We start from the raw sequence: 21,192 nt of genomic DNA, 5'->3' as shown, positions 1-21,192 counted from the left end.
TAAACGTAACCTCAATGATGAGTCCTACCAATGCTTCAAGGGCCAGCTGGTAAATGACCCGAAAGCTTGCCCGATTTTGCCCTCAAAGCGTGATGTCGCAACGCGACATGAAAGCAGATGAAAATGGGCTGCACCTGAGACTTGACCTCAGCATGTGAAACCTATTTTCGGAGGAACATGAGCACTTGCCCCCAATCATGAGCATTGGCGTGAATATGCCTGGGCAAACCACTCTGCATCTGGCTTCTTCCATCGACACCTTGGAAATTGGCGACGTCGCGCGCAACTCATGCTGCGTTCCTCAAAGGAGGGAGCGGGGTAGGTGGTGCAGCAGAACAGAAACGTGGTCGAAGCTCTAGGCTGGCTTACAGAGCGGGTTGACAACACAGAGAAAAAAGCGTTGGATCGCCGATTTCGCTCTCTCTGCTTTTTTTTGCATGCATTACAGTTTCTCCGAGGCTCTCTCGCACGAGAATTGGCCTGAAACCACTTTCCTGTTCCGCTGCACCATACCCCCCGATGACGCGCGTCGTGTTCTTTCATTGCTCAGGCATCCCTCTTCCTGGGAAGGGTCACCGTAAAGGTCGATCCTTTTCCGACGTCGCTCTCCACCGTGATGGTTCCCCCATGGCCCTTGACGATCTCGGCCACAATATAGAGCCCCATGCCCAGACCAGGGATCGTTTCATGGCTGAGACCAGTGGCCCGATAGAAACGCTCAAAAATCTTCTTGTGCTTTTCACGCGGGATGCCCAGACCATGATCCTGCACCCGAATCGTGACCGCCTCTTCGGAAGCGGAGAGCTCCACCTCAACGGTCTTTGCATTGGGAGAATACTTGATGGCATTGCTGAGCAGGTTGGTGAACACCTGTCTCAGCCGGTCTCGATCCCCGGTCACGCTGGTTTGCACGGTCCCACGCACCACAATGGTATGGCTGGGACTCATGCGCTGCATGGTGTCGGCGATCTCTCGCAGCAACTCGTCGAGGTCCACCCGCTCCCAGATGTACTTCAGTCTCCCTGTCTGCATCTGGGAGACATCCAGTAACTCTGCGATCAGACGCTCCAGTTGCTCGATCGGCCTCTCCACTCTGGAAAGCGCGGTAGCCGCCTCGTGCTGGGAGTGTTTTTCGAGGCGTTTGTGCACCAGGTGGGTCTGCAGCTTGACCACAGTGAGCGGAGTCCGCAGTTCATGGCTAGCCATATTGATAAAGTCATCTTTGCGTTGTTCGAGTTCCTTGCGGGCCGAGTTATCCAGCACAAAAATGATCGCCTGGCGCGGGTGATGCTCTAAGACGACCCCGCCCACGAGCACCGGAAGGCGACTGCCATCTTTACACACGTACTCTTTCTCATACGGCGCCAATGACGGCTGGGCGGCCAATTCCTTATGGGCCTCTAAGGTACGAGTCAGGTACTCCGGAGGGGTCATGTGCATCCAGTTGATGCGCCCGGCCCGCAGGTCTTCGCGGGTATAGCCGGTCATGCGCAGAAAGGTGTCGTTGGCGTCCACAATCTGCTCGCCTTCGCCGACAAAGGTCCCGATAATGTTGGAGTTCATCAGGGTGCTTGCGCGCTCCTGGCTCTCTCGTAAGGCTTCCTCGATGCGCTTCTGCTCGTCGATATCGGTGCTGGTGCCAAACCACTTGACGATCTGGCCTGCTTCATCACGTACCGGCAAGGCGCGAGTTAAGAACCAGCGATACGCTCCCGTTTGGCCCTCCCTGAGACGCTCTTCGTGCTCAAACAGTTCTCCCGTGTCCAGGGCATGCTGCCCGAGCACTCGATTGCTTTCACGATCATCGGGATGAATGAACTGGAGATGAGCCCATCCGTCGCTTTGGAAGTGCTCAAGCGTGAGCCCAGTGTAGTCACACCAGTGCTGGTTCGTGTACTCGTGCCGGCCGTCGGGTCGCGCGGTCCACACGAGCTGCGGCACTGTTTCGGCTAGCACCCTCAAGTTCTCCTCACTTTCTTTGATCCACTGCTCGGCTCGTTTCTGTTCCTCGATGTCGGTGCTGGTGCCAAACCATTTGACGATCTGGCCGGTTTCATCGCGCACCGGCATGGCGCGGGCTAAGAACCAGCGATAGTTCCCTGTTTTGCCCTCCCTGAGACGATATTCGATCTCATAGGCTTCACCCGTTGCAAGCAAGTGACGTCGAAGAGCCCGCGCCTGCTCAGAATCATCCGGGTGCAAAAACTGGCTCCACCCATGGCCCAATGCTTGCTCAGGAGAAGCACCCGTGTAGTCATAATAGCGCTGATTAAAGTACATCGCAGAGCCATCTGGTTGAATGGTCCACACGAACTGCGGCACCGTTTCGGCCAGCACACGCCAGTTCTCCTCGCTGGCTTTGAGCTGCTGCTCGACTCGTTTCTGCTCCTCGATGTCGGTGCAGGTGCCAACCCAGCGCAGGATCGTGCCCTGGGCATTACGTTGCGGCATGCCTCGGGCAAGAAACCAGCGATACGCTCCGCTGGTGCCGTCTTGCATGCGATGTCCCACTTCATAGGGCTCCCCAGCCTGGATGGAGGTCTGCCACGCCTCCCAGACTCGCTGTCGGTCATCAGGATGCACACCCGCCAACCAGCCATCCCCTTCGGCCTGTTCGTGGGTCAGCGCCAGAGAGTCGAGCAAGCGTTGATTGAGGTAGGTGACATACCCATCGGGTCTTGCGATCCAGACAAACTGAGGGAGAGCATCAACCAGGGTACGCAGTTCGTCTTCCACCTGCTTTCGCTTGGTGATATCCAGGCCTACATAGAGGAGGTACTCGACCTGCTTGTTCGCATCAAAATGCGGGGCAATCGTCACAGCAAGGTCCAGATACCATCCTGGCTGTGGGCATATCCTGCTATCAAAACGCACGGTTTCGCCCTTGCAGGCTTGCTCAATCGCTGCACGCAATCGCTGCAGAACGGCAGGAGCGTATGACCACCAGGGGGTTTCAGCCAGGGATCTGCCGACTATCTCCTCTCGTCGGACCTGTGCATCCTCTAAGGGGCGCTGATTGATGGCCAGGATCATCCCATCAGGTGCCAAGATCGCAAGCCAGTCAGAGATGTTCTCCAGGATATCAGCGCAGAGGTGTTCGCTTTGGGAAAATGACTCTTGGCGTCGCGTTGGTGCTCTCCCCTCGTGGAAATGCAGCATGAGTCCCCCAACGGTAGGAGAGAGCTGTACGTGCAGCCAGCTGTGGGTGGTGGGAGACACATACGCCACGTTGGTTGGTTCCCGGGTCTGCCTGGTCTTCCGAACGGCCTGGTAGAGCGACGGGCTGACCAGGTGGGGCGCGCCACGCCACAAGGACGTGCCACAGAGCTCCTCTCGTGTGGCGCCGAGCATGGCCTGCGCGCTCGCATTGGTATACACAATCGTCGTGGCGTCATCGACGACAAAAAAGGCATCAGGAAGCGTCTCAAGAATGGTGAGGAGCGTGTCACTCGACGCAGGAGTGACACGCCTGGTCTGCTTTGCATTGGACATACGGCGGTAGCTATCCCTTTCACGTGGTCCAATCCTTGGGGACGAAGATGCCTCCCTGCGCTGCCATACAGAAGCATACTAAAATGACGTGATATCTGTGAGGAAGAAGCCAGCTGGACAAGACTCCCGTATTCGGCCTCGAAGGAACACGAGAACGAGCAACAACGAGAGACGCTCAAGCAGCCTGGCAGAACGCTCAAGCAGCAGAGCATCCTCGAAACGTGAGGAACCATTGCTGAGAATGCTGCGCCTTTAGCTTCTCCTCTCGGAGAAAACCGTTCTTGCGAGCGTCAGTGGTGGCTTCGTGTTGGTGGTCGTTCCGTTCTTTCTCACAGGCCTGGGTATGACGAAAAAGGCAGACGCGAGAAACATCCAGGCGACTCTTGCGGTCGAGTTCCAGCCAGGTGCGCGTGACGTCCCCAATGGACAAGATGTCAATAAAAGAAGTTCCATGGGGAGCGGATTTCCCAGGCAATGAATCGTCGCTTCCCACGATTGACGCCGATTTTCTCGCGTTTCGCCTCAAAAGGGGGTCTTGGTCACGTTCGGTGGAACGGCAGTGATAAAAAGCAATGATGTGAGATGGATCGGCTTCTTTTGAGCTTTTCCTCTTTGTCTCCCGAGATCTGTTGAGGTTTTCCACCAAACGCGACCAGGACCCTCAAAAGCTGCCCACATTTCACACTATTTACGAACACGATCTCCATGGTTCTCTCCGCTTTGCCGCCTCGATTACGCCAGCAGTCCCCCGTCGATCGTGATCGTTGTACCGGTAATGTATGATGCCGCAGGGCTAGCGAGAAAGACGATGGCAGCCGCAATCTCTTCGGGCCGGCCATAGCGGCCAAGGGCGATGGTTGGCAGCAGACTGGCTGAGAACGGGCTCTGGGCCGGGTTCATGTCGGTGTCGATCGCACCGGGTTGCACCACATTGACGGTAATCCCTCGTGGTCCGAGATCCCGCGCCCAACCCCTGGTATACCCGGCTACGGCAGCCTTGGTGGCACTATAGTCAGCCAGCCCCGTCGTTCCCACTCGAGAGGCGAACCAGGAGCCAACCGAGATGATGCGTCCTCCCTCACCCATGACCCGCGCCGCCGCCTGCACCGCCGTCGCCACGCCAGCAAGGTTGACCGCCATCAGCCGAGCAAATTTGGTTTCATCTCTCTCTGGATCATTCACATTCCCAAAGACCAGGATACCAGCGTTATTGACCAGAATATCAAGGTGGCCGAAGTGCTCGACCACCTGTTCAATCAACCCCGCGACCTGAACGGGATCGGCCTGATCGGCCCGAAAGGCGACGGCACGCACGCCCTTTTCCCTGAGTTCACTGACTATGGCCTCGGCTTTCGTCGTCGAGGCAGGGTCCGTATAGCTCACGGCAACATCCGCGCCTTCCTCGGCAAGTGCCCGTGCCGTTGCGGCCCCAATCCCACGCGATCCCCCGGTGACCAATGCCACCTTTCCAGTGAATGTCTGTGTCATCGTTTGCTCCTCTCCATTCTCTTTTTCTGTCTCTGTGAGTATCCAACGCACACGACGCACTATTGGCATGATGGTTGCCACATGACAGCCCATCCGGTTCGTCATCTCATGAGGATTGGCAACCTCGGAAGGGAGTGCCACGCTCTTAGCGGTAGCGCCGCTCAGACTCCTGAATAGGATACTCATTCGCGCTCATATCGCGCTGCTGCATGAGCCCCTCTTCATCAAATTCCCAATGTTCATTCCCATGCGTCCGCATCCACTGCCCCGTGTCCGCATCGCGCCATTCGTACTCGAAACGCACCGAGATACGGTTGTCAGTGTAACACCACAGCTCTTTCATCAGGCGATAGTCCAATTCTTTGGTCCATTTTCGACGGAGAAAGGCTGTGATCGCCTCGCGACCCGTCAAGAACTCCGTCCGGTTGCGCCAGTGGGAATCAGGGGTATAGGCCAGTGCGACCCGCTCCGGGTCGCGGCTGTTCCAGGCGTCTTCGGCGGCTTTGACTTTCAGAAGAGCCGTTTCTCTCGTGAACGGCGGTTTCAGTGATAATGGCATGATCCTCTCCTCTTTTCTTTGAGAAGCGGTGCTCGTTTCTCTCTCGAATGGAAAAAGGGTCCTTCAGAAAAGCCCACCTTCTGGAACGGCTTTTATATACAAGTCAAAATTTGATTTTGACTTGTATATAAAAGCTATCACAAAGAAATATCCTTGTCAATAGTGTTTTAGCATTGTACAATTGAGGGGAGAGAAGAACACTGTTATCTGAAGAAAGGAGCGTTGCTATGACGAAAGAAAGAACGGTGAGCGAAACGAAAGCCAGGGGAACAGAAAGCTCCGCCCTTTTTCTGAGTGGCTCGCTGGCACTGGATCTGGTCAATACAGAGATGGTCGTACGAGGGAAAAAACGGGATGTGCTCTCGTCGCCAGATGAGCTGTCCCACTGGTGGCAGGAAGCGCTCGCGCACCACCCGGAACGTGAGCATGTCGAGGGAGAAGAGTTGGCAATCAACTGGACGCTCGAATTGTTGGAGGCGGTAAAAGAGGTTCGGCAGGCGTTACGGACGCTGTGTACCCATCTGGTCGAAGAGCAGGCCGCGACCGCAGAAGATCTGGAGGCGCTCAACCGGGTCCTTTCCTTGGGGTACCAGTCGTTGCAACAAACTGCCCAGGGGGCGATTATTGCAGTCTATCGAGCACATGATCAGCAAAAGGGGAGAATTCTGCTGCCCATTGCCCTGTCCGCCTTTCGGCTTTTGACAGAAGCGGAGAGACAGAGATTGCATAAATGTAAGAATGAGCGCTGCATCTTGTTTTTCTATGATACCACGAAAAGCGGGACGCGGCAGTGGTGCAGCCTGGGATGTTTGAATCGATCTCGATCCATCCATCGTTATCAGCAGATCAAAGAGCAGACCCTCCAGAAGCAAAAGGAACCGGCCCGCTAGCCATATGCTGGAGCTTGTCTCGTCTCCTCCAACACTCTCCATGGCCGAGTTGGTGTGTGCGCCGAAGTCCAGGCGCCCACTGGTGATGGTCAGCATGAGCCTTTGCTCGGGGTTGTACGGTATAAGTTGGAGGCAACCTGACTGATGCAGGATCTCCTCAAGAAGGACTACGAGCTACTCAACCAGCTTTCGCCTGGCACAGAACCTCCCCCACCGACCATCTATGACCCTGAACTGCACCAATGTCACTGGACAGGACACTATTCTCCACTCCGCGGGGAAGGTCCAAAGAATCGGATTGTTCAGCTCTCCCAGTGAAGATTTTTCTCCCGGCTAAGCAGGTATTTAGCCCGTGAAGCATTTTTCAAGTATTTGCTTCTCACTTCTCATACGCATTAACATTACCATCTCGACACATCCCTTACTCGTTTGGTGGCTTAAAGCGATTTCGACTTTGCAACAGCCCTAGGATCTCAGTATGAAATCGCTCACCTTCGAGCGGAAAACCAAGCGTTGCGAGAAGCCCTCAACCAAGCCCTGGCTCAATTGAGCCAGGTGGGGGAAGATCTGCGCCTGGCTCTGGTCCGCATCGAGGAACTGGAAAAGCAGAAGACGCCTCCTCCTGAATTTGTCAAAGAGAACGTGAAAAAGCCAAAAGCGGAAGAAAAGAAGCAGAGGAAGAAACGTGCTACCGAGCACAACCATGGTCGTCCCCGCAGTGCGCCGACGCAGATCGTGGAGCATCGGATCGTGAGCTGTCCCGATTGCCAGTTGCGCTTGGGAGGGATCAGTTTGGCGCGAGTGCGAGAGATAATCGATGTGCCACCCCCACCGCCCATAGAAGTCACTCACCATCGAATCTTCAAAGGCTGGTGTGCTCAGTGCCAGAAATGGCATGAGGCGCCTGTGGATTTCCACACCGAGGTCCTTGGGCAGGGACGTCTTGGCGTGCGGTTGAGCAGTCTGATCGCCACCTTGCGCACGGTGATGCGTTTGCCCATTCGGCAGATTCGCCAGTTAGTGCTCAGTCTGCATGGAGTTGAGGTGAGCATTGGAGAGATCGTGGAGGTTCTCCACCGAATCAGCACCCATGCTCAACCCCTGCTTGACGATCTCAAGGCCACGATCCGTGCGAGTTCGGCAGTGCAAGCCGATGAAACGGGATGGCGAGAGGATGGCCTCAATGGATATATCTGGAGCGTGAGTACCCCAAGCATGCGGTATTACGAGTATCATCACTCCCGTGCCGGAGAGGTCATTAAACAGTTGCTTGGGGAAACCTTCCAGGGCGTGCTGGGAAGCGACTTCTATGCAGGGTACAATATCTATCAGGGCTTCCATCAACGCTGTTGGGTTCACTATTTGCGGGATATCCACAAACTGAAAGACAAATACCCCGATGAGAAAGAGATGCGGAGGTGGGCCAAAGCCGTCAAAGACGTGTATGATCAAGCGGTGGCGTGGGCCGCACAAGAACCAGACCCTGGATGGTCTCCTCGCCAGCTTCAACAGATGCGCGTTGCGCAGCAGCATGCCTTCGAGCAGCAACTTTGGGCGATCTGCCAACCGTACGTGCGCACGACCGCGCCCCAGCAGACCTTATGCAAACGCGTCGAAGATTTTTTACCCGAATTGTTTGTGTTCGTGGCGGTGCCAGGCGTCCCTGCGCACAACAATCTGGCCGAGCGCAGTGTGCGTCCCCTAGTCATTGCCCGCAAGATCAGCGGCGGCACACGCTCCCCCAAAGGCTCAGAGACCCGCATGAGCCTGGCTAGCCTCTTTGGTACCTGGATGGCTCAAGGACTCAACCCTTTCTCCCAATGTCTCGCTCTTCTTACCCAACCAAACTCGTTAGGCTAAGTCTGAACAATTACCTCAGTATGACTCCCTTGACAACCCTCTCTCCTGTAACTATACTAGTTACAGGAGAGAGGAGAAAATCCATGAGAGCAAATACGCATTTCACTGTAGCACTGCATATCCTCACCTGGATGGCACTGGCATCACAACAGCAAGAGATCATGACCTCCGATCAGATCGCGGGGAGTGTCAACACGAACCCCGTCTTTATTCGACGGATTCTGGGAAGGCTTCACAAAGCCCATCTGGTCAACGTGCACCATGGAACGAGTGCTGGGTGGACACTGGCACAACCTCCTGAGAAGATATCTCTGCTGGAGGTCTATCAAGCCGTTGAGCAAGAGCCGCTCTTCGAGCTGCATCATACGCCTCCCAACCAGGGCTGTGTCGTCGGAAAAGGCATCCAGCCGGCACTGAAACGCTTCTATAGCGATGCAGAGGCGGCGATGCAACAGCAGTTTGCCCAGGTGAGCGTGGCTGACGTGCTAGATGAGACACTTCTCCCTGCTTCTCAAGCGGCTTCAAAAGGAGCCAGCACCCATCGGCATAGGGAGAGCGAGCAACCAGAACCTGCCTGAAGCTCGGCCTTCACCAGGGAGGGATTGCCATTCTTTTTTTTGCCGACCGTTGTAACTGATCAAGTTACATCAGAGCGAGAGAAAGACCATCCTTCTTCATCTCGCTGCACCCCAGAGGACAGCGTGCTCTCTGTTGTCACATTTCACCATCGGAAAAACCTATTCAGAAAGAGAAAACAGTATGACAAAGCTCGAAGGAAAAGTTGCCGTCATCACAGGTGGGAACAGCGGGATTGGCCTCGCCACGGCGAAACGTTTCGTTGCGGAAGGGGCGTATGTCTACATTACAGGTCGCCGGAAGCCAGAACTAGATGCTGCTGTCCAGCAGATTGGCCAAAACGTCACCGGGATGCAGGGGGATGTGTCGAACCTTGCGGACCTTGATCGTCTGTATGCCACTGTGCAACAGCAGCATGACCACATCGATGTCGTCTTTGCCAACGCCGGGCTTGGGAATGGAGCCCCCCTGGGGGAGATTTCCGAAGCCAACTTTGACAAAGTCTTCGCTGTCAATGTCAAAGGGCTGCTCTTCACTGTGCAAAAGGCGCTCCCGTTCTTGCGGGAAGGGAGCTCGATCATTTTGACGGCATCGTCGACCACACGCAAAGTGGGACCTGCCATGAGTGTGTATGCCGCAAGCAATGCAGCCATTCGCTCCTTTGCGCGTTCCTGGACGCTCGATCTGAAGGGTCGCAATATCCGTGTGAATGCCGTGAGCCCTGGTCCAACCGTCACCCCAGGCATCAGTCGTCTGGCGCAGACTGAAGAACAGCGGCAGCAGCTCTTTGCGGCATTTGCAGCCACTGTTCCGTTGGGACGAATGGCCGATCCTGACGAAATCGCGAAAGCCGTCGTGTTCCTTGCCTCAGACGAGAGCAGTTTTGTCAATGGGATTGAACTGTTCGTCGATGGGGGGCAAGCACAGATCTAAGTGATCTCGATCGCAGACACCATCGTCTTTCAGATCAGTCCTGCTGCATCGTCCCCTTTAAGAAGGGGATGCAGTCAGCAGCAGAAGATGGGCTTTTGACTTCGCCACCGGTATCTTCTGACCACGTTAAACGATGGTCATGCGGAGTAGTGCGCCTGCGGCGCATGACGTTTCACCAAGAGTGATACCGGTAGCTTGCTGCTCATATATTAATAGATCATTCTACATGAAGAAATTCCTATATGTAGAAGGTCGCTAAAAAACATTGGTGAAGAAAGACTCATGGAGAAACATTCAGAGAAAGAGGGAAAGAGATGTTTTCAGAACAAGAACTCACGTTTCTGCGCACACAACCGTTTGCCAGGCTGGCAACGGTAGAGGTCAATGGCCAGCCTGATGCAGATGCTGTCGGCTTCGCCTTTGAGAACGGGCGCTTCTCTATTGCCGGGATGCATCTCGAACGCACACGCAAGTATAAAAATATCGCCGCTGGCCAGAGTAAGGTGTCACTGCTGATTGACGATGTGCGCTCGCTTGAGCCCTTTGAACCACGCTCGATCAAGATTCATGGGGAGGCCGTGATTCTTCACCTCGAGGAGGGATTCCAGGGCCCTAGAACCTACCTTGTGATTACACCGAAGGTCTCCTGGAGTATGGGCATTGAAGGGCCAGCGTTTCAGGATGGCAAGCCGGTCATCAAGAAAATTACCTGGGAAGAATGATCTGATTTGAAAGAATCTTTGAGTCGTTTTTCTGTTCTCCTGGCTACTTTCCATAAGCATGGAAAGCAGCCAGGCTTGGGTTTTACAAACGGTTGTGTTGCAAAAAAGGAAGCTGATCTGTCAGAATGGTGAGACACGCAGCTTTCCTTTGAAACGTCATGCGTCGTGGACGCACCACTCCCGATGAGGCATACGCGACCTCAGAAGATACCGTTGTGGAAAAGGTTCATCCTTCTTGTTCACAGGATAGATCCATGAAGAGAAGCAAAGGATAAAAAGCCACGCAAATTGGATTTCTTGGAGCGGGTCGTGTATCCCAAGCGTTGGTACATTACTTGCTCCAAACAGGTCATGCCGTTGTATTAAGTAACAGCCATGGACCAGAAAGTCTGTCCGCCCTCATAGACAAATTGGGGCCAGGCACAACTGCCGGCACAATCGAAGAAGCCGCGCAAGCACCCATCGTGTTACTCGCCGTTCCGTGGCCTCAGGTTTCCAATGTATTGTCCCATTTACCTGCATGGGAGAATCGCATTCTCATCGACGCAACCAACCGAATTGTGAGAGCAAAGTCGGATTTTTCACTTGCGAGTCCTGGCAATCGGGCCTCAAGCGAACTTGTCGCCGACTTGGCCCCGGGAGCACGCGTCGTGAAAGCACTCAACACGTTATATATGGAACACTTCGAGTCTGGACCAAGGCTGGGGCCTGGCCGACGGGTCGTCTTTCTTTCAGGTGGCGATAGTGCCAAGCGTGAGGTCGGTGCTCTGTTCAGCGAATTCGGCTTTGCTGTCATTGATCTGGGAGATTTGCATACTGGAGGGCTCATGCAACAGGTTGGTGGTCCGCTTGCCGGGCTTCAACTTTTCCAAATCGATTGATCTACAGTTCCAACCGCCGATCGCTTATCGACGGTTTACATATAATATGACGGTTAAATTGATAAAAATTGGTAAATGCTGTTTTACTTATGATTATAGATGGAGTATAGAACATTATGGTACAGGTGATGCGGGCTTTACGCGTTTCCCGGTTCGGTGGGCCGGAGGTCATAAAGATGAGGCAAATCGAGTGTCCGGTGCCCCAGGTTGGTGAAGTGTTGGTACGAGTGCGCGCAGCGGCCCTCAATCCGGCGGACTGGAAGCTCAGTGCCGGTCTATTCCAATCACCCATGATCACCCTACCCTTTACACCAGGATTTGATGTAGCAGGAGTTGTTGAAGAGATTGGTCCGAATGTGACTGGGTTCCAAAGAGGGCAGGCAGTCATTGGTTGGACGCGACGAGGGAGTTTCGCCGAGTATACGGTGGTGCCGGCTGGCGTTCTGGCAGTTGCACCTGCGAACGCCAGCTTTGGGGAGGCGGCGACGATCCCTACCGGAGCATCGACGGCCTGGCAGGGTCTTTTCGATAATGGGAACTTACAGGCCGGTCAGCGCGTGCTCGTTCAGGGTGCTGCTGGTGGTGTAGGCCAGTTTGCGGTGCGCTTAGCGAAATGGAAAGATGCCTACGTCATCGGGACCGCCTCGACATCCAACGTCGAACTTGTGCGCGCTCTAGGCGCCGACGAAGTCATCGATTATACCGCCACGCGGATTGAAGATGCCGTACATGACGTCGATCTCGTCTTTGATACCGTTGGTGATGCCACTCTCGCCAGTTCAGTACAAGCCGTTAAGCGTGGAGGAACGCTGGTAACTATTGCCGGTATGCCATCGGAGGAAAAGGTTCAGGAGCATGGTATAAACGTCAAGTCCTTTGGCGTTGTGGTCACGAGCGATCTTTTGCAAAACTTTTCACAGATGGTTGATGATGGCGCCCTCAGATTACTGGTCGGGGCGACGTTCCATCTGGAAGATGCCAGCAGAGCGTATGAGCTCTGCCAGGGTGGGCATGGACGCGGGCGCATCGTGTTTACCGTCTCCAAATAAGAACGAGAGAGTGCTCATAGATTGTCGTTCCTCCGACAATCCCCTCGGAGAGCCGGAATTAAGCAACCTCCGTGGGGTCAGCGCATCCAAACCTGAAAACTGTACGCTAAGCCAGACTTAGCGTACAGTTTTCAGGTTTGGATGCGCTGACCCCACGGTGATCAATTTCATACTGACGTTGACCTCCATGCTCTCGGCGGTTCTCATTGGTTGGCTGAACAGTATTGCGCTACGCCATTTTCACGCGGTCATTCTCAACATCTCACTTGGCCCCATTGATACGATCTTTCTCGTCGTTGGTTTGCTTGCCATTGGCAGTGGGATCAATGCGATGGTCAGGTTACGGGGGGGGGTGAGAGTGGCGCAAGAAGGAGAACAAATAGGCTCACATCAGCCTTGAATTTACAACCTTCGAGTGCGGTGAACCGCTTCTGGAGCCATGCTCTCAAATGATGGCTCACTGTTGCTCACCTTTCGGGTCAGGTGCTCATGTTTCAGGGCAAAATCGGCTAAGGTTTCCAGGTCATTTACCACCAGCTCCATGCAAAAGAATGAAATGCACCCGTTCTCGCTATGAGGGCGACTTCTTACCGCTTTTTGTGCTAATCTGTGGGGAAATGGGCACACACGGTCCCGAATGAAAGGAAAGCAGCATGGGAATTTCTCTCAGCAAAACGCAACTCCTCACTGAATTGCGCAAGGAACAGGCGGCCTGGGAAGCCTTGCTCGACGCGATTGGGGAAACTCATATGACGCAGCCAGAGGTCGCCGGTGGCTGGTCGATCAAGGATATCGTAGCTCACTTAACTGGCTGGCGCCGCCGGTCGGTTCGGCGCTTCCAGGCGCTTCTGAATCATGAACCAGATTTTTCATCGCCTTGGCCGCCAGAACTGCGGGAAGACGATGAAATCAATGCCTGGATTTACGAAGCCACTCGCAATCGTCCTTTGGCAGATATCCTCAGCGATTCGCGGGAAGTCTTCCAGCAACTGGTAGATACCCTCGATGCCTTTTCTGAGGATGAGCTCCAGGATCTGCGGCGCATCCTCGGGCTGGAAGAAGAGCAGGTCAGCGGCAGCATGTTCTTCGCTCATTTCCACGAGGAGCATGAGCCAGATATGCGCGCCTGGCTGGATAAGGTGAAAAAAGAGGGGTAACTCATCATCCTCTCATATGCCTGCTCCATATCGACGCCGCGCAAGATCCGCCTGGCCAGTCTCCTGAATTGCCCAAAGTACCATTGCCCTTCGCCATCCAGGAGCCGGAAGCGTCTGGTGATGGTGAGGGTACAGTCATCGAGCAGCACGATAGAGCGTGCGGAAAGCTGACCGCCAGAGACGCACCATTCTTCGAGACAATCGCGCAGGTAGGCGTCGAGCAGCACGAAGCGGTCTCGATCTACCGAGGAGAGTTCATGCAGATAAGGAAAGGACTGTGCCGAAAGAGCAGTCCACAGATCCTGTGTTCTCATGGCATGCCTCACGGCCCCTGATGTTCCTGGCGCTGAATGGTGAGGCGCAGGCCCTCAAGATACTGGCGGTGCCGAGCCAGTTCTGCCTCTAGCTCGGCGATTTTGATGTCTTTCTGGACGTAATCCTGAAGGAGTGTAGCATACTGCTGTTCTTGTGCTTTCAGAAGTTCCTCTGCTTTGCGCACCCGAGCCATCAGGTCTGTCTTTTTGTAAGCCAGCAACGGATCGCGTGGAGAGAGGGTATCAGGCTGTGGAGCTTTCTTCTGCTTGCGCTGCTGCTTCAGGAAGGTGCTGTGCTGCTGATAGAGGAGCAGCGCTTCCGGATTACGGCGAATGGAGGCATATTCCAGACCGCATTCCTTGCGGATGGTGCGGGCAGAGATTTGCTTGTGCTGCTTAGCGAGCGAAGTGATAGCAGCTTCGAGCCGACTGAGTGTCTGCTGTTTCTGGGCCTGGGCATGTCCGCGCAGGCCCGCGAGCTGCTGCTCACTGTATGGCTCGGTGCGTGGTGGAGCAGCCCGTTTACGCTTGCGCATCGACAATGACTCCCTCGCATGAAGTGGCTGGCTGCAGAAGAAAGATGGGGCGACGCGTTCCATCATCAATGGCAGCCTGGAGGAACTCCATATTCTTGAGATGTTTCTCCAGATCGCGCACCAGCAGGCGATACTGGCGCGCATCAACCTCATTTCCCGCTGCTTCCAGTTCCTCGGCAAGCCTCGTATACACGCCCAGCCAATGCAGGACATTCTTGCGTTTTCGAGGATCAACGACCAGATGGGGACAGCCGATGCACAATGTGCGATTGTAACCGCGTGGGCACAGGTCGATATTTCCACAGAAGCCGAAGGCCGTTTCGAGCAACGTATGCCAGCGCTCGAAACTCTCGCGAAGCCCCTCGTCCATATCAGCGATCTCCTGGGTACTCGGCCACTCCACCAGCAATGAGGCAGCGCGCACTTCCAGATTCGTTTGAAACGAAGCAAAGGCTACCCATGCTTGATCCTCTGTTTCTTCACTGTAGTACGCAGTTGATACGGGCACGATGCCTGGCCGGCATTCATGGTGAAGCACACGCGCTACCGCCTCTATTGGTACGCCGTGTTCATGACGAGCTACAGTCGCCATAACATGGCGCAACAAATGCACCGATACCGAGAAAGGTTCCCCTTCTTTGGTATAAAATTCCAGACCATGCAAGATAAAGCGCAGGAGGTTTGTGACATCTTCGAGAGAAAAAGCTCCTAATTTTCCATCAGGAGTGGCATCCCATTGAAAAAGATATCGCTCAGCAGAGAGTTCTTCCCTCTTTGTATTGTATCTATGAGGTTGAACTAGAGGAGCTTGAGCATCAGGCGCATTCCACCAAAGGCGACATCGGCAACGGTGCGCCGATAGCGGCTGTGGACACGAGTGCCAGGCGTTCCGCAACGTGGGCAAGGAGACGTTGGCGAGGTGGCATGAAGATGGACGATCACTGTCTGCTCATGTAGTTCGATGGTATCAATGCCTAGCGTTGACGGAAAGGCAAAAACAGGGGAAAAGGATGGATCTATAGAAATGCCTCCAGATGGCTCAAAAGTATTTTATGACTGTTATTCTATCACAAAGCGTTCTTCTATCAAGCAAGTAGACACACTTAATGTGTCCAAGAGCCTTTGTCTCGCAGAAATCCGCCATATTATAGGCCCTCTACAACACTGAAATTCGACTTCTGCTACGGGCACTTCCTCCTGAACGTGCATTTTCGTTCCACTGCACCTCAGAGGCCTAGTATGTCCCAAGCAACAAACACAGCTAGCAATTGTGACTGTGGCCAGCTGCGCCTGGCGGTCACGATAGGGTGTATGGCAAACGCCCGGCACCCTCCTGCCTCGTGCCGGGCGTTTACTTTGAGGCTACAAATTGTGTTAATGAACAAGTTGTCACACAACATATTGTGGTTTTCGTCTGAGTGTTACCTCATCTATACCTATTCTTTTCGCCAATCGAGAAAACGGAAGCCTGTGTGTTGTCGCCCGTCGCGCTAGCTACACCTGCTGCGCTTGCGCTCAGGTGGTACGCCTGCAAGCGACCTCCACGCGGACACGGGCAGACGCAGCTTCGCTGCTCCGCCCGCCCGCGCGAGTGCCGCGCAGTCGAACTGAGGCGTATACTTCGCGCTGGAGAGTTTGAAGGGGGGATCGACCAGAAAGCGCAATCGGAATAGTGGGAGTGAAGAGCAATCGTCATGGCCTGGTCAGCTGCCGGCCAGACTGTGGCGATTACTCATCTCGTTGAGATACTCCATAGTTTCCTGCCATCAAAATAATTTCTCTTGCCCTGACTCACCTTGGTCCTTCTTCAAGCGTTTCCGCGATGCACGCCGCCGCTCCTCTACCATTTTGCGAATGCTTGCAGCCCGCGGCAAATCTTCTGGCATTGGCGCGTTGATAGCCTCAATTGCTTTGCGCACCTCACTCCCAACATCGTGATGCGCTTCAATAGCGCGGTCCTCTTCCTGTAACTGCTCTCGTATTAGCTTGCCCTCTGTCTGTGTAATACGAAAGTAGTTCGCCGCCAACTCTTCGCGTCCCATGTTGTCCAAGATCTCTTCACCTTCTGGGATGTTTTTATGTTGGCGTATCTCCTCGCTTGTCATCTTATAGAGACCATGTTACGTGGAATTGAAATGTTATTGATCAAATAACGTTTTCTCTGACTGCGGTGGAAGACTCTTTTTCTCTCTTTGGGATGTAAGCCGTCTCATATCTTTCGCATTCTTTTTACTGACAATAGGAACCCCAGTTTTTTGCTCAATTACTTCTCTTGCTGCTCGTGTTGTGTCTCCAGCATCTATTACATCTCGGCGGAGCGCTTCAATACCTTGGCTCTCTCGTGTTTCATGGTAGGTCTTGGCAGTCGTTTTGGAAAGGATATTAAAAGCAAGCTCTTCTGGTGTCATGTTATCAGGTAAATTAGCGCTTTGCGCAATTCCCTTGTAGGTCTTGTAGGACTTAATAGTGAAGCCAAATGTTCGTTCTACCAAGGTATTTGTGAGCACGGGATAATGTATATCTTGAGCACCTCGTTCTTGCCACTCAGTAGTAATTTCATTGCGTGCAAGTAGATCGGCAATCCGCGCCTCAATCCAAACCTCGTCATAGCCTTTTGTACGGTAGGTTTCTCGGAGTTGTTCAATCTCAGATTGGCCTTGTTCAATTTCCTCCAACCGTTGATTTCCAACTTCCGCTAGCCAAAGTCGTATCTTTTCAGCATTTTTTGACGGGACACTTTGCACAAGACGAAGAAGCGTCTCACGAGTAGCCGTTTCTGTCTGTCTTCTTCTGTTGTCATCTGCTTTCATCGGGAATGATTTCAGCCGAGTTTCAATAACCTTTTTCAGCTCAGGATCTGCACGCGCTTTCATCTTGCGCCAGTAATCATGAGCATTTGTTGATTCAGTCCAAATTTTAATGAAATCAACGACGGCATAATACCACTCGTTCTCAAACCAGATGCGACGAACCTCCGGGAGATCATTGCTTGGAATGAGAGCGCGATTGGGTTCTTGTTGTTGATGTTCCTGCTTCGACATATCCTCTTTCCCTCCTTGTCAAACCCGGACAGATTGTCCGGGTTTGCTTCCTCGTGAGAAATTATATATTACTTAGTATAATATCATAGTTAGCTCAAAAAGGAGATATTTCAATTTTAAGCGGTGAAAATGTAGATGGTAGTGATCCACTGGGAACGGTATCCACACATTACTGAAACAATCCATGCACACATCTGGCTCCAGATCCAAGCGAATCTAGGATTAGCGCCTAACACCATTGAAGCCTATGCTCGTGCTCTAGAAGAATATCTTGCGCTTTGTATTCGCACTAAGGTTGCCGCCATTTCAGCAACAAAAGAACATGTTTCCTGGTACGTTCATGACCTCATGACGCGTCCAAATCCACGAGGCGAGAAAATAACTACGCTTGATTCGGGTGTTGGGCTGGCAAACGCAACATTGCATCAGCGATTAACTGCTATTCGACTCTGGTATGACTACCTGATAGAGGAGGGCATCCGCGATGCCAATCCCGTTGGTCGTGGGCGTTACACCCCTGGAAAAATTGTCTACGGGAAACAGGAACGAGGGCTCATCCCGCGATTGAGTAAACTCCCTTGGATTCCTGATGAGGAGCAGTGGAAAGGGATTATTGAAGCGGCACGCCAGGAGCCTGTTCGAAACCGCGTTATGCTCGCACTGGCCTACGATGCAGCTCTTCGTAGGGAAGAGCTCTGCTCACTGCTCACTAGTGATATTGACCCGGCACAACGCCTGCTTACTATTCGTGCCGAAACGACAAAAAATAGACGTGCCCGCGTCGTACCCTATACAGAGGCAACGGCGCAACTCTACATCAATTACTTGAAAGAACGACGTGTGCTGAGCAGAGCTCGCGGCCCCCTTTTCCTCTCAGACTCGAACCGTAACCGAACACAACCCATTACTATCTGGACCTGGTCAAAGGTCATTAAAGGGATAGCGGAGCGTTCTGGTGTTATCCAACTCAGTACACATACATTTCGACATCTGCGCCTCACTGATTTGGCACGGAGTGGATGGGATATTCATGAGATTGCGACTTTTGCTGGCCATCGAAGTGTTGAGTCTACCCTTCAATATATTCATTTGAGCGGAGGAGAGCTTGCAGTCAAGCTCGAACGTGGCATGAAGTCGCTTCATGCTTGGCGAGTGAAGATGATGGCTGAGGAGCTTCAATGAAAAACTCACTGAAATCGGCACAGACAGCTCAGGAACAATGGCATTGGCCGATCAATCTCTCTAGCTATGATCGTTCTGCATTCCTTACGCCCAATGAGCGTACGGCTCTAGGGAAATTGACGGAAACCCCGAGATTCTCCCCCAAATGGGAGACCCAATTTGGAGCCTGTCTTGCCCGTTTATTACACCCTCTAGATGAGGTGTTGACAATTACGGGGGCAAGCAAAAGCAATCGAAATGGTACCGTGATCATCCTTCTTCGAGAAATGCATCGTCTGCAAACCTCTTTTTGGGCTTGGTCTGAGCAAGAATGGATTGGCGTTTTGCATCCTAGGGCTGCCATCTTTGCGAAGCATCATGGTGGGGCGGATGCATATCGATCCCATTTGCTAGCAGCAAGTTACCTTCTGGGAGGACTGAGCGATCTTGCTGCCATTGGTCATTTTACCCAAGATTGGTTGGCGGTACGTGTGTTCGGGAGAGATATCCTTGATCTTCTTGTGGAGCATGTTGGTGGCGAAATGATCCGCTTAGGTTTTGGTAAGAAAATGGTAGATGTCCACCTACATAATCTTCTGTATGAGGTGCTGTTAATGAATCGCAGCCCTCGTCTTGAGGATCTTTCCTTTGAGGTACTCACAGAGATACGGCCAAAACTCACATCTACCCATCTCAAAAGCTACATTGTTTCATTCACCCATGCGCTCGTGAGCCTCGACTACCTGGAAAAACCCATTACTGTGAGCCAACAAGGGGGAAATCTTGATACGCTTGCTGGCGTACCTGGGGAGTGGCTTAAGTACTGTGAACGTTGGCGAAAAACTTCGACCCTTGCTAAAAGTAGCCGCAAAGGCTACTACTGGTGCCTCATCAAAGCTGGGCGTTGGTTGGCTCAGTATCATCCAGAGGTGGTGTCACCAGGACAATGGACCCGTGAATTGGCCGCTGAGTATGTTGCTGCTGTCATGAACTTTGGTATTGGAGATTGGACCCACAGAAATGATGGTCAGGACGAGTCTGAAAACACACCACTTTCTGCCAAAACGAAAGTCCAACATTTAAAAGCAGTTTCTTCGTTCATACGAGACTGCCAGGAGTGGAATTGGATTCCACGACACTTTGATCCTCGCCGTGCATTCACGACGCCACGTTCGATTCAGTCGCTTCTGGGACCTAATCCACGGGCGATTGATGATGAAATATGGGCCAAGCTCATGTGGGCCGGACTCAACCTCACTGAAGAGGATCTTCCTGTATTTGGCAGTCAACGTACTCACTATCTCCGGTGCTACCCCTTTGAGTTGGTTCGAGCCTGTACACTCGTCTGGCTGTTTACAGGGCTACGTGCAGATGAGATTTGCCGTCTCAGAGTTGGGTGTATTCGATGGCAAAAAGAAGATCTGGTCGTGACAGGAACTGATGACGTGGTTCCCAAAGAGGTGATATGTTGGTTAAACGTTCCTGTCAACAAGACGGGGTCTGCATTTACGAAGCCAGTAGATCGAATCGTAGGGGAAGCCATTGATACCTGGGAGCAGGTTCGCCCTACTCATCGGAAAGAGGTAGATCACAAATCTGGGGAAATGGTGGAGTATCTGTTCTCGTTCAAGGGACGGCGCATCTCAATGGACTACCTTAATCATACCGTGATCCCCATGTTGTGCCAGAAAGCAGGAGTGCCCCAGGAAGACTCGCGAGGGGCCATTACGAGTCACAGAGCGCGATCAACGATTGCGACGCAGCTCTTCAATGCCAAAGAGCCAATGTCTCTCTTCGAGTTGCAGGAATGGCTAGGACATCGCTACGCATCTTCGACTCAACACTATGCCAAAGTCAAGCTCACCAAACTGGCGAAATCGTTCACCCAGGCAGGATACTTTGAACGCAACATTCGTGTGGTAGAGGTTCTGCTTGATCAAGAAGCGGTCAAGAGCGGAGCTGCCGCAGCAGGAGAGCCATGGCGATTCTACGATTTGGGGCATGGATACTGCTCCTATGATTTTTTTGATCAGTGCCCTCACCGCATGGCCTGCGCAAAATGCACCTTCTATGTACCTAAAGAGTCGAGTCAAGCACAGATCTTGGAAGGCAAGGCAAACTTACAACGGATGTTGCAAGAAATCCCGCTCTCAGACGATGAACGCGAAGCCGTTGAAGAGGGCATTGAAGCCCTAGAAAAACTTTCGGCACAGTTAGTTGATATACCCACCCCCGCCGGGCCAACTCCACGGCAATTGCAAGAAAACTCTGGTAAATCGAGCTTTGTTTCGTTACAATCAGTTCAGCGCAGGTTCTCACAGGCTTGACAAGCTCAATGAGGTTCGAATATCCTCTATATAGAGCTAGAAGATGTACTATCTCGGCACATATTTTGCTGTATGTAAAAGGAAACATGTACGACGTATGGCTATGGTAAAAAAGGCGTTTTATGCCCATTGGACTGGCGCGCTCTTCTCTCGGTGCCAGTCGCCCATAGCCGTACTCTGCCCTTTTTCAGCGAGCGAGGTAGCTA

General features: G+C 53.0%; 22 protein-coding genes and 1 pseudogene. 13 read left to right on the top strand and 10 right to left on the bottom strand.

The features are described 5' to 3' along the window. Positions 1–546 precede the first annotated feature (546 nt). The 4 genes from KRAC_RS40825 to KRAC_RS40810 form a co-directional block, all read right to left on the bottom strand. Positions 547–3,492 carry a PAS domain S-box protein gene (locus KRAC_RS40825; protein ID WP_007917496.1) on the bottom strand — a complete coding sequence of 982 codons (2,946 nt, stop codon included), beginning with the start codon at positions 3,490–3,492 and terminating at the stop codon, positions 547–549. Between the two features lie 196 nt (positions 3,493–3,688). After that, positions 3,689–3,985 carry a hypothetical protein gene (locus KRAC_RS40820; protein WP_040445814.1) on the bottom strand — a complete coding sequence of 99 codons (297 nt, stop codon included), beginning with the start codon at positions 3,983–3,985 and terminating at the stop codon, positions 3,689–3,691. Positions 3,986–4,224: 239 nt separating this feature from the next. Next, the gene (locus KRAC_RS40815; RefSeq protein WP_040446828.1) at positions 4,225–4,980 is read right to left on the bottom strand and encodes an SDR family NAD(P)-dependent oxidoreductase; all 756 of its coding nucleotides are present in this window, start codon (positions 4,978–4,980) and stop codon (positions 4,225–4,227) included. 145 nt (positions 4,981–5,125) lie between these two features. Then, a complete protein-coding gene (locus KRAC_RS40810) occupies positions 5,126–5,539 on the bottom strand; it encodes a nuclear transport factor 2 family protein (RefSeq protein ID WP_007917489.1) in 414 nt (137 codons plus the stop codon). 227 nt (positions 5,540–5,766) lie between these two features. Between KRAC_RS40810 and KRAC_RS40805 the strand changes: the two genes are divergently transcribed. The 11 genes and pseudogenes from KRAC_RS40805 to KRAC_RS40765 all read left to right on the top strand — a co-directional run bounded on the left by KRAC_RS40805 (position 5,767) and on the right by KRAC_RS40765 (position 13,607). Then, complete coding sequence (locus KRAC_RS40805; RefSeq protein ID WP_007917487.1) at positions 5,767–6,429, top strand: CGNR zinc finger domain-containing protein; 663 nt, start codon at positions 5,767–5,769, stop codon at positions 6,427–6,429. 144 nt (positions 6,430–6,573) lie between these two features. After that, positions 6,574–6,747: a hypothetical protein gene (locus KRAC_RS72400; protein WP_007917485.1), complete on the top strand. Its 174-nt coding sequence runs from the start codon at positions 6,574–6,576 to the stop codon at positions 6,745–6,747. A 195-nt stretch (positions 6,748–6,942) separates the two neighbouring features. Further along, on the top strand, positions 6,943–8,289 hold the full coding sequence (gene tnpC / locus KRAC_RS40800; RefSeq protein ID WP_007917483.1) for an IS66 family transposase: 1,347 nt from the start codon (positions 6,943–6,945) through the stop codon (positions 8,287–8,289). A gap of 83 nt (positions 8,290–8,372) precedes the next feature. Then, positions 8,373–8,867: an Rrf2 family transcriptional regulator gene (locus KRAC_RS40795; RefSeq protein WP_007917481.1), complete on the top strand. Its 495-nt coding sequence runs from the start codon at positions 8,373–8,375 to the stop codon at positions 8,865–8,867. Positions 8,868–9,048: 181 nt separating this feature from the next. Next, positions 9,049–9,798: an SDR family NAD(P)-dependent oxidoreductase gene (locus KRAC_RS40790; RefSeq protein WP_007917479.1), complete on the top strand. Its 750-nt coding sequence runs from the start codon at positions 9,049–9,051 to the stop codon at positions 9,796–9,798. A 314-nt stretch (positions 9,799–10,112) separates the two neighbouring features. Next, on the top strand, positions 10,113–10,520 hold the full coding sequence (locus KRAC_RS40785) for a PPOX class F420-dependent oxidoreductase (protein WP_007917477.1): 408 nt from the start codon (positions 10,113–10,115) through the stop codon (positions 10,518–10,520). 287 nt (positions 10,521–10,807) lie between these two features. Then, positions 10,808–11,062: pseudogene (locus tag KRAC_RS80075) on the top strand (NAD(P)-binding domain-containing protein); the annotation flags it as partial. A gap of 108 nt (positions 11,063–11,170) precedes the next feature. Beyond that, on the top strand, positions 11,171–11,401 hold the full coding sequence (locus KRAC_RS76970) for an NAD(P)-binding domain-containing protein (protein WP_244422456.1): 231 nt from the start codon (positions 11,171–11,173) through the stop codon (positions 11,399–11,401). 176 nt (positions 11,402–11,577) lie between these two features. Continuing rightward, complete coding sequence (locus tag KRAC_RS40775; protein WP_169461002.1) at positions 11,578–12,450, top strand: NADP-dependent oxidoreductase; 873 nt, start codon at positions 11,578–11,580, stop codon at positions 12,448–12,450. Positions 12,451–12,607: 157 nt separating this feature from the next. After that, positions 12,608–12,850, top strand: a complete 243-nt coding sequence (locus KRAC_RS40770) for a hypothetical protein (protein ID WP_007917462.1) — start codon at positions 12,608–12,610, stop codon at positions 12,848–12,850. 253 nt (positions 12,851–13,103) lie between these two features. Continuing rightward, positions 13,104–13,607 (top strand): ClbS/DfsB family four-helix bundle protein, encoded by a 504-nt coding sequence (locus KRAC_RS40765; protein WP_007917460.1) that lies wholly within the window; start codon positions 13,104–13,106, stop codon positions 13,605–13,607. Here the strand turns inward: KRAC_RS40765 and KRAC_RS72395 are convergent. From KRAC_RS72395 to KRAC_RS40740, 6 genes are all read right to left on the bottom strand, one after another. Beyond that, positions 13,541–13,921, bottom strand: a complete 381-nt coding sequence (locus KRAC_RS72395; protein WP_007917458.1) for a hypothetical protein — start codon at positions 13,919–13,921, stop codon at positions 13,541–13,543. The genes KRAC_RS40765 and KRAC_RS72395 overlap by 67 nt on opposite strands. A gap of 8 nt (positions 13,922–13,929) precedes the next feature. After that, positions 13,930–14,457 carry a hypothetical protein gene (locus KRAC_RS40755; protein ID WP_007917456.1) on the bottom strand — a complete coding sequence of 176 codons (528 nt, stop codon included), beginning with the start codon at positions 14,455–14,457 and terminating at the stop codon, positions 13,930–13,932. Beyond that, positions 14,444–14,995, bottom strand: coding sequence for a hypothetical protein (locus KRAC_RS40750; RefSeq protein WP_169461001.1), 552 nt, complete (start codon positions 14,993–14,995; stop codon positions 14,444–14,446). The genes KRAC_RS40755 and KRAC_RS40750 overlap by 14 nt, the downstream gene beginning before the upstream one ends. A gap of 260 nt (positions 14,996–15,255) precedes the next feature. Continuing rightward, entirely contained in the window at positions 15,256–15,399 is a 144-nt protein-coding gene (locus KRAC_RS72390; RefSeq protein ID WP_157507635.1) for a transposase family protein, read from the bottom strand. 824 nt (positions 15,400–16,223) lie between these two features. Beyond that, positions 16,224–16,508 (bottom strand): DNA-damage-inducible protein D, encoded by a 285-nt coding sequence (locus KRAC_RS40745; protein ID WP_157507634.1) that lies wholly within the window; start codon positions 16,506–16,508, stop codon positions 16,224–16,226. A gap of 87 nt (positions 16,509–16,595) precedes the next feature. Next, positions 16,596–17,498, bottom strand: coding sequence for a BRO family protein (locus tag KRAC_RS40740; RefSeq protein WP_007917451.1), 903 nt, complete (start codon positions 17,496–17,498; stop codon positions 16,596–16,598). Between the two features lie 135 nt (positions 17,499–17,633). Between KRAC_RS40740 and KRAC_RS40735 the strand changes: the two genes are divergently transcribed. Continuing rightward, positions 17,634–18,680, top strand: a complete 1,047-nt coding sequence (locus KRAC_RS40735; RefSeq protein WP_007917449.1) for a tyrosine-type recombinase/integrase — start codon at positions 17,634–17,636, stop codon at positions 18,678–18,680. Positions 18,681–18,796: 116 nt separating this feature from the next. After that, positions 18,797–20,986 (top strand): tyrosine-type recombinase/integrase, encoded by a 2,190-nt coding sequence (locus tag KRAC_RS40730; protein ID WP_157507632.1) that lies wholly within the window; start codon positions 18,797–18,799, stop codon positions 20,984–20,986. The last annotated feature ends 206 nt before the right edge of the window (positions 20,987–21,192 follow it).

This window comes from Ktedonobacter racemifer DSM 44963, assembly GCF_000178855.1.
Taxonomy (GTDB): Bacteria; Chloroflexota; Ktedonobacteria; order Ktedonobacterales; family Ktedonobacteraceae; genus Ktedonobacter; species Ktedonobacter racemifer.
Note: the sequence above shows the minus strand (reverse complement) of the source record. Positions and strands in the feature narration are given on the sequence as shown.